14 protein-coding genes are annotated in these 13,776 nt (G+C 54.4%); 9 read left to right on the plus strand and 5 right to left on the minus strand.

Annotated features, from left to right (window positions below; translation table 11 throughout):
• Positions 1 to 17: 17 nt before the first annotated feature.
• Positions 18 to 758, minus strand: coding sequence for a uroporphyrinogen-III synthase (gene hemD, locus OGV52_RS01840; RefSeq protein ID WP_287107993.1), 741 nt, complete (start codon positions 756 to 758; stop codon positions 18 to 20).
• Entirely contained in the window at positions 755 to 1,696 is a 942-nt protein-coding gene (gene hemC, locus OGV52_RS01845; protein WP_141876191.1) for a hydroxymethylbilane synthase, read from the minus strand. Before hemC ends, hemD begins: the two co-directional genes overlap by 4 nt.
• A gap of 395 nt (positions 1,697 to 2,091) precedes the next feature.
• Here hemC and cyaA point away from each other — a divergent pair, with 395 nt between their 5' ends.
• Positions 2,092 to 4,638 (plus strand): class I adenylate cyclase, encoded by a 2,547-nt coding sequence (gene cyaA / locus OGV52_RS01850; protein WP_200108591.1) that lies wholly within the window; start codon positions 2,092 to 2,094, stop codon positions 4,636 to 4,638.
• Between the two features lie 40 nt (positions 4,639 to 4,678).
• On the opposite strand, the gene cyaY is transcribed toward cyaA, so the two are convergent.
• Positions 4,679 to 4,999: an iron donor protein CyaY gene (cyaY, locus tag OGV52_RS01855; protein WP_003828967.1), complete on the minus strand. Its 321-nt coding sequence runs from the start codon at positions 4,997 to 4,999 to the stop codon at positions 4,679 to 4,681.
• A 138-nt stretch (positions 5,000 to 5,137) separates the two neighbouring features.
• Between cyaY and lptM the strand changes: the two genes are divergently transcribed.
• The 8 genes from lptM (at position 5,138) to corA (ending at position 12,211) form a co-directional block, all read left to right on the plus strand.
• The gene (gene lptM, locus OGV52_RS01860) at positions 5,138 to 5,341 is read left to right on the plus strand and encodes an LPS translocon maturation chaperone LptM (protein ID WP_200108579.1); all 204 of its coding nucleotides are present in this window, start codon (positions 5,138 to 5,140) and stop codon (positions 5,339 to 5,341) included.
• A 48-nt stretch (positions 5,342 to 5,389) separates the two neighbouring features.
• On the plus strand, positions 5,390 to 6,214 hold the full coding sequence (gene dapF, locus OGV52_RS01865) for a diaminopimelate epimerase (protein WP_016155126.1): 825 nt from the start codon (positions 5,390 to 5,392) through the stop codon (positions 6,212 to 6,214).
• Complete coding sequence (locus OGV52_RS01870; protein WP_094761734.1) at positions 6,211 to 6,918, plus strand: DUF484 domain-containing protein; 708 nt, start codon at positions 6,211 to 6,213, stop codon at positions 6,916 to 6,918. The genes dapF and OGV52_RS01870 overlap by 4 nt, the downstream gene beginning before the upstream one ends.
• Entirely contained in the window at positions 6,915 to 7,817 is a 903-nt protein-coding gene (xerC, locus tag OGV52_RS01875) for a tyrosine recombinase XerC (protein WP_046274891.1), read from the plus strand. Before OGV52_RS01870 ends, xerC begins: the two co-directional genes overlap by 4 nt.
• Positions 7,817 to 8,533, plus strand: a complete 717-nt coding sequence (gene yigB / locus OGV52_RS01880) for a 5-amino-6-(5-phospho-D-ribitylamino)uracil phosphatase YigB (RefSeq protein ID WP_016155129.1) — start codon at positions 7,817 to 7,819, stop codon at positions 8,531 to 8,533. The genes xerC and yigB overlap by 1 nt, the downstream gene beginning before the upstream one ends.
• Positions 8,534 to 8,621: 88 nt before the next feature.
• On the plus strand, positions 8,622 to 10,784 hold the full coding sequence (uvrD, locus tag OGV52_RS01885) for a DNA helicase II (RefSeq protein ID WP_049281623.1): 2,163 nt from the start codon (positions 8,622 to 8,624) through the stop codon (positions 10,782 to 10,784).
• Positions 10,785 to 11,049: 265 nt separating this feature from the next.
• Positions 11,050 to 11,106: a YsgD/CorL family protein gene (gene ysgD / locus OGV52_RS01890; protein WP_212723238.1), complete on the plus strand. Its 57-nt coding sequence runs from the start codon at positions 11,050 to 11,052 to the stop codon at positions 11,104 to 11,106.
• A gap of 154 nt (positions 11,107 to 11,260) precedes the next feature.
• Positions 11,261 to 12,211, plus strand: coding sequence for a magnesium/cobalt transporter CorA (gene corA / locus OGV52_RS01895; protein WP_003017920.1), 951 nt, complete (start codon positions 11,261 to 11,263; stop codon positions 12,209 to 12,211).
• Positions 12,212 to 12,252: 41 nt separating this feature from the next.
• Here corA and rarD read toward each other — a convergent pair whose 3' ends face one another.
• Both rarD and yigI read right to left on the minus strand, forming a co-directional pair.
• On the minus strand, positions 12,253 to 13,146 hold the full coding sequence (rarD, locus tag OGV52_RS01900; RefSeq protein WP_016155131.1) for an EamA family transporter RarD: 894 nt from the start codon (positions 13,144 to 13,146) through the stop codon (positions 12,253 to 12,255).
• A gap of 51 nt (positions 13,147 to 13,197) precedes the next feature.
• Entirely contained in the window at positions 13,198 to 13,665 is a 468-nt protein-coding gene (yigI, locus tag OGV52_RS01905) for an acyl-CoA thioesterase YigI (protein ID WP_047499562.1), read from the minus strand.
• Positions 13,666 to 13,776: the final 111 nt, after the last annotated feature.

Consider the following 13,776-nt stretch of genomic DNA (forward strand, 5'->3'; position numbering starts at 1 on the left):
GCATCCCATTATGAGAGTTATTGTAATGCGCGTAGTAGCGCATCGTTGTCGGCGTTATCAGCGACCTTAATATCTTGCCAGCCCAGTTCCCGGGCGAGGTGCGCCAGACGCTCACTGACGACCAGCAGCCGACAGCGTAGTAACCAGTGCTCACGAAACCACTGCGGAATGAGCGACCAGAGCTGTTGTAGCATCTCTCCGCTGGTGACAACCACCGTGGTCACACCACGAGATTGCCAGCGCATCGCTTCTTCTGCACCATCGTAATATTTTGCACTGCGTTGATAACATTCACAAAAATCGACATCAGCTCCGCGTGCTGTTAGGGTTTCACCTATCAGCTCACGGCCACCATTGCCGCGTAATATCAGCGCGCGTTTTCCCGCAATATTTTGTAATTCAGGTAATTGTAGCAAGACTTCGCTAATTTCCCGATCCAGAGGGTAGTGAATATTGAAACCGCTAACGGTATGCAGCGCCAGCGCCGTTGTGCGACCAATGGCAAAATAACGCGGAAGGGAGGGCCAGCTTTTCCCTTGTTGCTGAAGCTCGGCATCTGCAAAGGTGACGGCGTGCTGCGAGAGGGCGAAGACCAGATCGTTTTCCGTTAGCGCCGACAGCCGGGAAGCAAGCGTTGCCAGCTCCCGACCGGGCGAAAACTCGATGAGCGGAAAGCTCCAGGCCACCTGCCCCAGTGTGCGCAGACGGCTCACTAACTCTTCCCCTGCGGGAGACGGGCGGGTGACCAGAATACTCATGCGGGGGCTTCTCCGTTGTAAACTTCAGCCAGAATGGTGCGCGCGCCGTTCTCCAGCAGCTCTTCAGCCAGAGAGATGCCCATCTGTTCAGCATCCTGCGCAGCGCCGCGACGTTCTCCGCATACCATCTGCGAACCGTCAGGCGCGCCGACCAGCGCCCGCAGCCAAATCTCACCGTTAATGAGTTCTGCATAACTGCCGATAGGGACCTGACATCCCCCTTCCAGGCGGGTATTCATGGCGCGTTCGGCTTTGACGCGTAGCGCCGTCTCTTCATGGTTGAGCGGCGCTAACAGCGCCTGAGTGCGCATATCATCCAGTCGACATTCTATGCCAACTGCGCCTTGCCCGACAGCGGGTAGGGAGACTTCCGGCGGCAGAGCGGTGCGGACTCGCGACTCAAGACCTAAACGTTTTAATCCGGCGACCGCCAGAATAATGGCGTCATAATCGCCGTTATCCAGTTTGCTCAGACGCGTACCTACGTTGCCGCGCAGCGAACGGATGACGAGATCCGGGCGACGCTTTGCCAACTGGCACTGGCGACGCAAACTGGATGTCCCGACGATACTGCCTGCCGGGAGTTCATCCAGCGTGTTGTACTTATTTGAGACGAAAGCATCACGCGGATCCTCTCGCTCGCAAATGGTGACCAGTCCAAGACCGTCAGGGAACTCAACCGGCACATCCTTCATGGAATGCACGGCGATATCGGCGCGTTTTTCCAGCAGCGCGACTTCCAGCTCTTTAACAAACAACCCTTTCCCCCCGACTTTCGCCAGCGGGGTATCAAGGATCACATCGCCACGGGTTACCATCGGAACCAGTTCCACGATCAGACCGGGGTGGTTTGCCATTAAGGCGTCTTTGACATAATGTGCCTGCCAGAGCGCAAGGGGGCTTTGGCGTGTGGCAATTCTCAAAACATTGTCTAACATGCTTGTTACCGTCATTATCAATCATTGACCATCCTAACATCCTTATCAAAGGGATGTCAGCGTTACGCTCAAACGTGAGTGAGAGGAAAAGGCGCTGCATCATCACTGGCAGTGAATAATGACGAGAAACCTCCCGACCGTATGAAGGAATTTACACGTAACGAACGGTGCTACACTTGTATGTAGCGCATCTTTCTTTACGGTCAATGAGCAAGGTGTTAAATTGATCACGTTTTAGACCATTTTTTCGGCTGTACAGCATAAAAAAATATGGGCGAAAAAACAGGTAACGGTTATTTTTGACATACGGTTTATCCGAATTGATGACGATTATTGTGAGCGCTTGTGCCGCAGCAATCGACAACATGACGGATAGCAACATCAGGCGATACGTCTTGTACCTCTATATTGAGACTCTGAAACAGAGACTGGATGCCATAAATCAACTGCGTGTGGATCGCGCGCTTGCTGCCATGGGACCTGCCTTCCAGCAGGTATACAGTCTGCTGCCGACATTATTGCACTACCACCATCCGCTGATGCCGGGTTACCTTGATGGTAACGTTCCCAAAGGCATATGCCTTTACACGCCTGATGAAACCCAACGCCACTACCTGAACGAACTGGAACTGTACCGCGGTATGTCAACGCAGGATCCTCCCAAGGGCGAACTGCCTATCACCGGCGTTTACTCAATGGGCAGCACCTCTTCGGTAGGGCAAAGCTGTTCCTCTGACCTTGATATTTGGGTCTGCCATCAATCCTGGCTGGATAGCGAAGAGCGCCAGCTGCTGCAGCGTAAATGTAGCCTGCTGGAAAGCTGGGCCGCCTCGCTGGGCGTGGAAGTCAGCTTCTTCCTGATTGATGAAAACCGTTTCCGCCACAATGAAAGCGGCAGTTTGGGTGGTGAAGACTGTGGCTCGACGCAGCATATCCTGTTGCTTGATGAATTCTATCGCACCGCTGTGCGTCTCGCGGGTAAACGTATTCTGTGGAATATGGTGCCGGGCGACGAAGAAGAGCATTACGACGATTACGTCATGACGCTTTACGCACAGGGGGTGTTAACGCCAAACGAATGGCTGGATCTCGGCGGACTCAGTTCGCTCTCCGCCGAAGAGTACTTTGGCGCCAGCCTCTGGCAGCTGTACAAGAGTATCGACTCCCCGTACAAAGCGGTATTGAAAACGCTGCTGCTGGAAGCTTATTCCTGGGAATACCCCAATCCACGCCTGTTGGCGAAAGATATTAAACAGCGCCTGCACGATGGTGAGATCGTCTCTTTTGGTCTCGACCCTTACTGCATGATGCTGGAGCGCGTTACCGAGTACCTCACGGCGATCGAAGACCCGACTCGTCTGGATTTAGTGCGTCGATGTTTCTACTTAAAAGTGTGTGAGAAACTGAGCCGCGAGCGCGCCTGCGTGGGCTGGCGTCGTGAAGTATTAAGTCAGTTAGTGAAAGAGTGGGGCTGGGATGACGCCCGTCTGACTATGCTGGATAACCGCGCTAACTGGAAGATTGACCAGGTACGCGAAGCGCATAACGAACTGCTCGATGCGATGATGCAGAGCTATCGTAACCTGATCCGTTTTGCCCGCCGAAATAACCTCAGCGTGAGCGCCAGCCCGCAGGATATCGGCGTGCTGACCCGTAAGCTGTATGCCGCGTTTGAAGCATTACCAGGTAAAGTAACGCTGGTGAACCCGCAGATATCTCCGGATCTCTCGGAACCGAATCTGACCTTTATCCATGTGCCGCCGGGCCGTGCCAACCGTTCGGGTTGGTATCTCTATAACCGCGCGCCTAACATGGACTCGATCATCAGCCATCAGCCGCTGGAATATAACCGCTACCTCAATAAACTGGTGGCGTGGGCCTGGTTCAACGGCCTGCTGACCTCGCGTACGCATTTATTTATTAAGGGCAACGGCATTGTTGATTTGCCGAAGCTGCAAGAAATGGTCGCCGACGTGTCGCACCACTTCCCGCTGCGACTGCCAGCGCCAACGCCGAAAGCGCTCTATAGCCCATGCGAGATTCGCCACCTGGCGATTATCGTTAACCTTGAATATGACCCGACGGCAGCATTTCGCAATCAGGTGGTACATTTTGATTTCCGTAAGCTGGACGTCTTCAGCTTTGGTGAAGAACAAAATTGCCTGGTGGGTAGCGTCGACCTGCTGTACCGCAACTCGTGGAACGAAGTGCGTACGCTGCACTTCAACGGTGAGCAGGCGATGATTGAAGCGTTAAAAACGATTCTCGGCAAAATGCACCAGGATGCCGCGCCGCCGGATAGCGTCGAGGTTTTCTGCTATAGCCAGCATCTGCGCGGTTTAATTCGCACCCGCGTGCAGCAACTGGTGTCTGAGTGCATCGAGTTGCGCCTCTCCAGCACCCGTCAGGAAACCGGACGCTTCAAAGCGCTGCGCGTTTCTGGTCAGACGTGGGGTCTGTTCTTCGAGCGCCTGAACGTTTCGGTACAGAAGCTGGAAAACGCGATTGAATTTTATGGCGCGATTTCACATAACAAACTGCACGGGCTTTCCGTTCAGGTTGAGACCAATCATGTGAAACTCCCGTCAGTGGTTGACGGTTTTGCCAGCGAAGGGATCATTCAGTTCTTTTTCGAAGAAACGGGTGATGAGCAGGGCTTTAATATCTACATTCTGGATGAGAGTAATCGGGCTGAGGTGTATCACCACTGCGAAGGTAGCAAAGAGGAGTTGGTACGCGATGTCAGCCGTTTCTACTCGTCGTCGCACGATCGCTTTACCTACGGCTCCAGCTTCATCAACTTTAACCTGCCGCAGTTCTATCAGATTGTGAAAACCGACGGGCGCGCGCAGGTGATCCCGTTCCGTACCCAGCCGATTAGCGCCGTGCCGCCCGTCAGTCAGGAAAACGACACTCCGCTGTTGCAGCAGTATTTCTCGTGAGCATGATGCCGGACGCGCGAAGCGTATCCGGCAATAAAACTTAACGGAAGCTCACCTCTTCACCCGCCTGCTGTGTCGCCGCCTGTTCTAGCAGATCCCAGAACGTTTCGCCGCTACGATCGCAGATCCACTCGTCGCCTTTCAGGTCAAAGTGGTAGCCGCCCTGTTTGGTCGCCAGCCACACCTGATGCAGCGGCTCCTGACGGTTAATAATAATTTTGCTGCCGTTTTCGAAGCTGATGGTCAGCACGCCGCCGTTGATCTCACAATCGATATCGCTGTCGCCGTCCCAGTCATCCAGACGCTCTTCAATGGTCATCCACAGGGTGTCAGCAAGGCGATGAAATTCACTGTCGTTCATTTTCTTATCCTGTTTTTCGTGATGACGGCAGTATAACCTGAAACAAAACGCGTTGCAGATTACAGGCTAACTCTTGCTTTTACGCCTTCTCCTGCGATGATAGAAAACAGAAAGCATGAACTTTACAGGCAATCGATAATGAAAAACGTGTTAAAGCCACTCGCTGTCATTTTTACTCTGTTCAGCCTGACGGGCTGTGGGCTAAAAGGCCCGCTCTATTTCCCGCCAGCAGATAAAACCGCGCCGCCTCCGACCAAGAGCGTTCTGCCGCAATCACAATCCACCACGCCAGAGAAAAACGATCGTGGGATTAGTGACGGGCCTTCTCAGGTGAATTACTGACGGCAGGAATAGATGTATATTTCTGTACCCGCGTGAACGGAGTGAATGATGCAATTCTCTAAAATGCATGGCCTTGGCAACGATTTTATGGTCGTCGACGCGGTAACGCAGAATGTCTTTTTCTCACCAGAGCTGATCCGCCGCTTGTCCGACAGGCATCTCGGCGTTGGATTTGATCAACTGCTGGTGGTTGAACCTCCGTATGATCCGGAGCTGGATTTCCACTACCGTATTTTTAATGCCGACGGTAGTGAAGTGTCACAGTGTGGCAATGGCGCCCGCTGTTTTGCCCGCTTTGTTCGCCTGAAAGGGCTGACCAATAAGCGTGATATTCGCGTCAGTACCGCCAATGGTCGTATGGTATTAACCGTAACCGACGACGAGCTGGTACGGGTGAATATGGGTGAACCCAATTTTGAACCCGCGCAGGTTCCGTTTCGCGCCAACAAAGCAGAGAAGACCTATATTATGCGCGTGGCTGAACAGACAGTATTGTGCGGCGTGGTTTCAATGGGGAACCCGCACTGCGTAATTCAGGTTGATGATGTTGATACGGCCACGGTAGAAACGTTGGGGCCGGTTCTGGAAAGTCACGAACGCTTTCCTGAACGCGCCAATATCGGATTTATGCAGGTGGTAAAGCGCGAGCATATCCGGCTGCGCGTCTATGAGCGAGGCGCTGGTGAAACGCAGGCCTGCGGCAGCGGTGCGTGCGCCGCTGTTGCGGTTGGTATCCAGCAGGGCCTGCTGGCAGAAGAAGTGAGGGTGGAATTACCGGGCGGTCGACTTGATATCGCCTGGAAAGGTCCGGGTCATCCGCTGTATATGACTGGCCCGGCGGCACATGTCTACGACGGATTTATTCACTTATGAAGCAACCAGGGGAAGAACTACAGGAAACGCTCATGGAGCTGGACGACCGGGCGGTCGTCGATTACCTGCAACGTAATCCTGAGTTTTTTATCCGTAATGCCCAGGCAGTTGAAGCGATGCGTGTTCCACACCCGGTGCGGGGCACGGTCTCTTTAGTGGAATGGCATATGGCGCGGGCACGTAATCATATTAACGTGCTGGAAGAGAATATGGCGTTGTTGATGGACCAAGCCAACGCCAATGAAAGCCTGTTCTATCGTCTGTTAAATCTGCAAGCACGGCTGGTATCGGCCAGCAGTCTTGACGACATGCTGATGCGATTTCATCGCTGGGCGCGTGAGTTAGGGCTGGCTGGGGCGACGGTTCGTCTGTTCCCGGATCGCTGGCGACTTGGTGCGCCATCAAAATTCACTCATCTGGCATTAAGCCGTCAGGCTTTTGAACCGCTGCGTATTCAGCGTCTGGGCCAGTCACATCACTATCTTGGGCCGCTCAATGGCCCGGAACTTCTGGTCATGATGCCCGAAGCGAAAGCGATAGGCTCGGTGGCGATGTCGATGTTGGGGCAAGATGGATCCCTGGGCGTGATGCTGTTCAGCAGTCGCGATGTTAATCATTACCAGCAGGGGCAAGGTACGCAATTACTGCAGGAAATCTCGCTGATGTTGCCGGAGCTGCTGGAGCGCTGGATTGAACGCGTATGACCGATTCACCCCTTTCTCAGGATGTGGCGCGCTTTTTACGCTATCTGGGCGTTGAGCGGCAGCTTAGCCCGATCACATTGCTGAATTATCAGCGTCAGCTTGATGCCATCATTGCGTTAGCCGGAGAGACCGGTCTGCAAAGCTGGCAACAATGTGACGCTTCGATGGTACGCAGTTTTGCCGTGCGCAGCCGTCGTAAAGGGCTGGGGCCGGCGAGCCTGGCGCTGCGTCTCTCCGCATTGCGCAGTTTCTTTGACTGGCTGGTTAATCAGGGCGAGCTGAAAGCCAATCCCGCAAAAAGTGTTTCCGCGCCGAAAGCACCGCGTCATCTACCTAAAAATATCGATGTCGACGACGTTAATCGTCTGCTGGATATCGACCTCAACGATCCCCTCGCCGTGCGCGACCGGGCAATGTTAGAAGTGATGTACGGCGCAGGGCTGCGTTTGTCTGAACTGGTTGGGCTGGATATTAAACATCTCGATCTCGACACCGGCGAAGTATGGGTGATGGGGAAGGGCAGTAAAGAACGTCGCCTGCCAATTGGCCGCAATGCAGTGGCGTGGATTGAGCACTGGCTGGACCTGCGGGGGCTATTTGGCAGCGATGACGATGCGTTATTCCTGTCAAAACTGGGCAAACGCATTTCTGCGCGTAATGTGCAAAAACGCTTTGCGGAATGGGGGATCAAACAGGGGCTGAACAGCCACGTACATCCCCACAAATTGCGCCACTCTTTTGCGACGCATATGCTGGAGTCGAGCGGCGATCTGCGCGGGGTACAGGAGTTATTGGGGCATGCTAATCTCTCCACTACCCAAATCTATACCCATCTTGATTTTCAACACCTGGCTTCAGTGTACGATGCGGCGCATCCGCGCGCCAAACGGGGGAAATAATGCGTTTTTACCGGCCTTTGGGGCGCATTTCTGCGCTCACCTTTGACCTTGATGACACCCTTTACGATAACCGTCCCGTTATCACACGCACCGAGCAGGAAGCGCTCGCGTTTGTACAGAATTACCATCCGGCGTTGAATTCGCTGCAAAATAGCGACCTACAGCGCTTACGTCAGGCCGTTCGCGACGCTGAGCCGGAAATCTACCACGACGTTACCCAATGGCGTCACCGCGCCGTAGAGCGCGCTATGCTGGAGGCGGGATTGTCAGAAGCAGAAGCCAGAATGGGGGCAAATGCGGCGATGATGAATTTCGCCAAATGGCGTAGCCGCATTGACGTCCCGCAGGCGACGCATGACACGCTGAAGGCGCTGGCCCGCAAATGGCCGCTGGTGGCGATCACCAACGGTAACGCGCAGCCAGAACTGTTCGGCCTGGGCGATTACTTTGAGTTTGTGCTGCGCGCCGGTCCCGACGGGCGATCAAAACCGTTCAGCGACATGTATGCGCTGGCGGCGGATAAACTGAAAATGCCTGTGGCTGAGATTCTGCATGTGGGCGATGACCTGACGACAGACGTGGCGGGGGCCATCCGTTGCGGTATGCAGGCCTGCTGGATCAAACCGGAAAATGCCGACCTGATGCAAACCGCAGACAGCCGTTTGCTGCCGCATATCGAAATTTCACAGTTGGCATCTCTGACCTCGCTGATATAATCACCAGCAGAACTCTGTATATATACCCAGCTTTTTGGCGGATGGCGCTACGCTTATCCGCCTTACCTACTTTTACGCGGCGGTGCCAATGGACGTTTCTTACCTGCTCGACAGCCTTAATGATAAACAGCGTGAAGCGGTGGCCGCGCCACGCAGCAACATGCTGGTTTTGGCCGGCGCGGGGAGTGGTAAAACTCGCGTGCTGGTGCACCGTATCGCCTGGTTACTGACGGTAGATAACAACTCGCCATACTCCATTATGGCGGTGACCTTTACCAACAAAGCGGCGGCGGAAATGCGCCACCGTATTGGCCAGATCATGGGAACCAGCCAGGGCGGTATGTGGGTGGGTACATTCCACGGCCTGGCGCACCGTCTGCTGCGCGCGCACCATATGGATGCGAACCTGCCGCAGGATTTCCAGATCCTCGACAGCGAAGACCAATTGCGTTTGCTCAAGCGTTTGATCAAGGCGATGAATCTTGATGAGAAGCAGTGGCCGCCGCGTCAGGCGATGTGGTTTATCAATAGCCAGAAAGACGAAGGGCTGCGCCCGCACCATCTGCAGAGCTATGGCAACCCGGTTGAGCAAACCTGGCAAAAGGTGTATCAGGCCTATCAGGAAGCGTGTGATCGCGCGGGGCTGGTGGATTTCGCCGAGCTGTTGCTGCGCGCCCATGAACTGTGGCTCAACAAGCCGCATATCCTGCAGCACTACCGCGAACGCTTTACCAATATCCTGGTGGACGAATTCCAGGATACCAACAACATTCAGTACGCCTGGATCCGCCTGCTGGCGGGCGATACCGGCAAAGTGATGATCGTTGGCGATGATGACCAGTCGATCTACGGCTGGCGTGGGGCGCAGGTGGAAAACATCCAGCGCTTCCTCACGGATTTCCCGGGCGCAGAAACTATTCGCCTGGAGCAGAACTACCGCTCGACCAACAACATCCTCAGCGCGGCCAACGCCCTGATTGAAAACAACAACGGGCGTTTGGGTAAAAAGCTGTGGACCGATGGCGTCGACGGCGAGCCAATTTCACTGTACTGCGCGTTCAACGAACTCGATGAAGCGCGTTTTGTGGTCAATCGTATCAAAACCTGGCAGGACAACGGCGGTGCGCTGGAACAGTGCGCCATTCTTTATCGCAGCAACGCCCAGTCGCGCGTGCTGGAAGAGGCGTTGTTACAAGCCAGCATGCCGTACCGTATCTATGGTGGGATGCGCTTCTTCGAACGCCAGGAAATCAAAGATGCGCTCTCCTACCTGCGCCTGATCGCTAACCGCAATGACGACGCTGCATTCGAACGCGTGGTGAATACGCCAACCCGCGGGATTGGCGATCGTACATTAGATGTCGTGCGTCAGACCTCCCGTGACCGCCAGCTTACGTTGTGGCAGGCCTGTCGTGAGCTGTTGCAGGAAAAAGCCCTCGCGGGTCGCGCCGCCAGCGCCTTACAGCGTTTTATGGAGCTGATCGATGCGCTGGCGCAGGAGACCGCCGATATGCCGCTGCACGTGCAGACTGACCGGGTGATTAAAGACTCCGGCCTGCGCATGATGTACGAGCAGGAAAAAGGCGAGAAGGGTCAGACGCGTATCGAAAACTTAGACGAACTGGTGACGGCAACGCGCCAGTTCAGCTACAACGAAGAAGACGAAGACTTAATGCCGCTACAGGCGTTCCTGTCACACGCCGCGCTGGAAGCAGGCGAAGGGCAGGCGGATACCTGGCAGGATGCGGTACAACTGATGACGCTGCACTCGGCGAAAGGTCTGGAGTTCCCCCAGGTATTTATCGTGGGTATGGAAGAAGGCATGTTCCCCAGCCAGATGTCGCTGGACGAAGGTGGGCGCCTCGAAGAAGAGCGCCGCCTGGCTTACGTAGGCGTGACCCGGGCGATGCAAAAGCTGACGCTGACCTACGCCGAAACGCGTCGTCTGTACGGCAAAGAGGTTTACCACCGTCCGTCGCGCTTTATCGGCGAACTGCCGGAAGCGTGCGTTGAAGAGGTTCGCCTGCGCGCCACGGTTAGCCGCCCGGTGAGCCATCAGCGGATGGGCACGCCAATGGCGGAAAATGATACCGGCTACAAGCTCGGCCAGCGCGTGCGCCACGCTAAGTTTGGTGAGGGCACCATCGTCAATCTGGAAGGAAGCGGTGAGCACAGTCGTTTGCAGGTCGCGTTCCAGGGGCAAGGGATCAAATGGCTGGTGGCAGCCTACGCCAGACTGGAAACGGTTTGATCGGTTTGGCTTTGCCGGATGGCGACGCTGGCGCGTCTTATCCGGCCTACAGACCGGGTAACATTTTGATTTCCAGGCCGGACAAGGCGAAGCCGCCATCCCGCTATCTGTCGGTTAATATTCTGAAATCATAGATAAATAATTCCCCTCTGCTAACCTTTTTGTATAAGGGGAAATTATTACTTTTTCGCCATCTGTTGCGTGTTGACGTCAAAATTTTGCTGGCGTAACATGCGCGCACGATTACGCTAAGAGGACATTCGCCTTGGACACACCCAGTAGATACTGGCTCATTATCCTGTCATCCAGGATCAACTCCTAAGGCTATCCCTTTTTGCTGATAGCCTTCGCGGTTGTCAGCGACCTTCTGTTTTTTCCCGTCGCGCTGAGTCAGGCTGTTTAATGGTCTGAAACCCAATTTGTTTCTGTGTGCCCTCCGAACTGTCCGATAATTTTTTGCATTGGGAGTCCCGGTCATGCTGAGCGCATTTCAACTGGAAAACAATCGTTTAACTCGCCTTGAGGCAGACGAGATCGAGCACCTGGCCAGTTCGGTTTGGGTCGATTTAGTCGAGCCGGATGACGAAGAACGAAACCGTGTGCAAAAGGACTTGGGCCAGAATCTGGCTACGCGCCCTGAACTGGAAGACATCGAAGCATCTGCGCGTTTTTTTGAAGACGAAGACGGTCTGCACATTCACTCCTTCTTCTTCTATGAAGATGCCGACGATCACGCGGGTAACTCAACCGTCGCATTTACCATTCGCGAAGGTCGCCTGTTTACTCTGCGCGAGCGCGAGCTGCCGGCATTTCGCCTGTACCGCATGCGTGCGCGTAATCAGGCGATGGTGGATGGCAATGCCTACGAGCTGCTGCTCGACCTGTTTGAAACTAAAATTGAACAGTTGGCGGATGAGATCGAAAACATCTACAGCGACCTGGAAAAACTCAGCCGTGTGATCATGGAAGGGCGTCAGGGCGATGAATATGACGAAGCGCTTTCGACGCTGGCGGAACTGGAAGATATCGGCTGGAAGGTCCGCCTGTGTCTGATGGATACCCAGCGCGCACTGAACTTCCTGGTGCGTAAAGCGCGTTTGCCGGGGAGTCAGCTGGAACAGGCGCGCGAGATTCTGCGCGATATCGAATCCCTGCTGCCGCACAACGAATCACTGTTCCAGAAGGTTAACTTCCTGATGCAGGCGGCGATGGGCTTTATCAATATCGAGCAGAACCGCATCATCAAGATCTTCTCGGTGGTCTCTGTGGTGTTCCTGCCGCCGACGCTGGTGGCTTCCAGCTACGGGATGAACTTTGAGTTCATGCCGGAACTGCACTGGAGCTTCGGTTACCCAGGGGCGATTGTCTTTATGATGCTCGCGGGTCTGGCACCGTATCTGTACTTTAAGCGCAAGAACTGGCTGTAATGGCTGTGCCGGATGGCGGTTACGCCTTATCCGGCACTTCTTCAGCTCCGACGTACCCGTCGTTGCGTATAAATCGCATCCATCACGAAAACTGCCAGCGCCACCCAGATAAACGCAAACGTGACCATTTTATCCGCTCCCGGAACTTCACCGTAGAAAGTGACGGCCAGCAGGAACATTAGCGTGGGTCCGATATACTGGAAGAAACCCAGCGTGGACAGACGCAGACGGGTCGCCGCGCCGGTAAAGCACAGCAGCGGAATGGTGGTCACGACACCTGCAGCAATCAGCAGCAGATTGAGCGACATGGGGTTTTGCCCCATATGGCTGGTTGGGCTGTCCGCAATGCCAAACAGATAGATGGCCGCAACGGGTAAAAGCCACAGGGTTTCGATCAGCATGCCGGTTTGTGCTTCGACGGCAATCTTCTTGCGTACCAGACCATAGAAAGCAAAACTGAACGCCAGGCCCAACGCGATGATTGGCAGCGATCCGAAGGTCCACAGCTGTACCAGTACGCCGCAGGCGGCTAACAGTACCGCCAGCCACTGCATGCGACGAAAGCGCTCGCCGAGGAAAAGCATTCCCAGCACAATATTCACCAGCGGGTTAATAAAATAGCCCAGGCTGGCTTCCAGCATATGATGATTATTGACCGCCCAAATGAACAGCAGCCAGTTTCCACCGATGAGCACTGCAGAGAGCGCCAGCAGGAAGATCTTCTTTGGCGTTTGTAGCAGCGTTTTGATGCCCGACCACTGGCGGCTGATGCTCATCAGTACCACCATAAAGAAAAATGACCAGATGACGCGATGCGTCAGGATCTCATCCGCCGGGACATAGTAAATCAGCTTGAAGTAGGCAGGAGCGATACCCCAAATAAAATAAGCAGCAAGAGCGAGTAACACGCCCTGCCGCGTTTGTTTAGCATCCATCGGGAAAACTCATTTCAGAAATGTAACAGCAGTTTACCTTTTTTTGAGCACTTACCCCACCATATAAGTGGCGGTTGCGCTGGCAATATAAAGCTGTTCTTCGTTATGCAGTTCCACGCGCGCAACGGCGACTTTATTCCCCGCCCGCAGCAGGCTGCTGGTGGCGGTAAAGCGATTTCCTCTCCCCGGGCGCAGGTAATCGACGCGCAAATCGATTGTTCCCATACGTGACATTCGCTGACGCAGTTCGTCCTCGCTGATCGTCTCATGTCGGGTCAGCGTACTGCCAACGCACACCAGCCCGGCGGCAACGTCCAGCGCCGACGCGATCACGCCGCCATGCAGAATGCTTTGCGCCCAGTTGCCGACCATCATCGGTTGATTATTAAAGGCTAATTGAGCAAATTCTTTCTCATAGCGTTCAAGCTCCAGACCCAGCGCCCGGTTAAACGGCATATGATAGACAAACATTTCACCCACTAACGTCAGCGCTTCCTCAGCAGTAAGTACGGCAGACATACGATCCCTACATCTCAATGGTTAATTAAATGTTGATATTATGCTTATTATTTGTTGTTTTCTACTTTAGGACGGGATAACTAACGAGGAACTCGCTAAGTATGTAGAATA

The organism is Citrobacter sp. Cb041, assembly GCF_030336655.1.
In the GTDB taxonomy this organism is placed as follows: Bacteria; Pseudomonadota; Gammaproteobacteria; order Enterobacterales; family Enterobacteriaceae; genus Citrobacter; species Citrobacter braakii.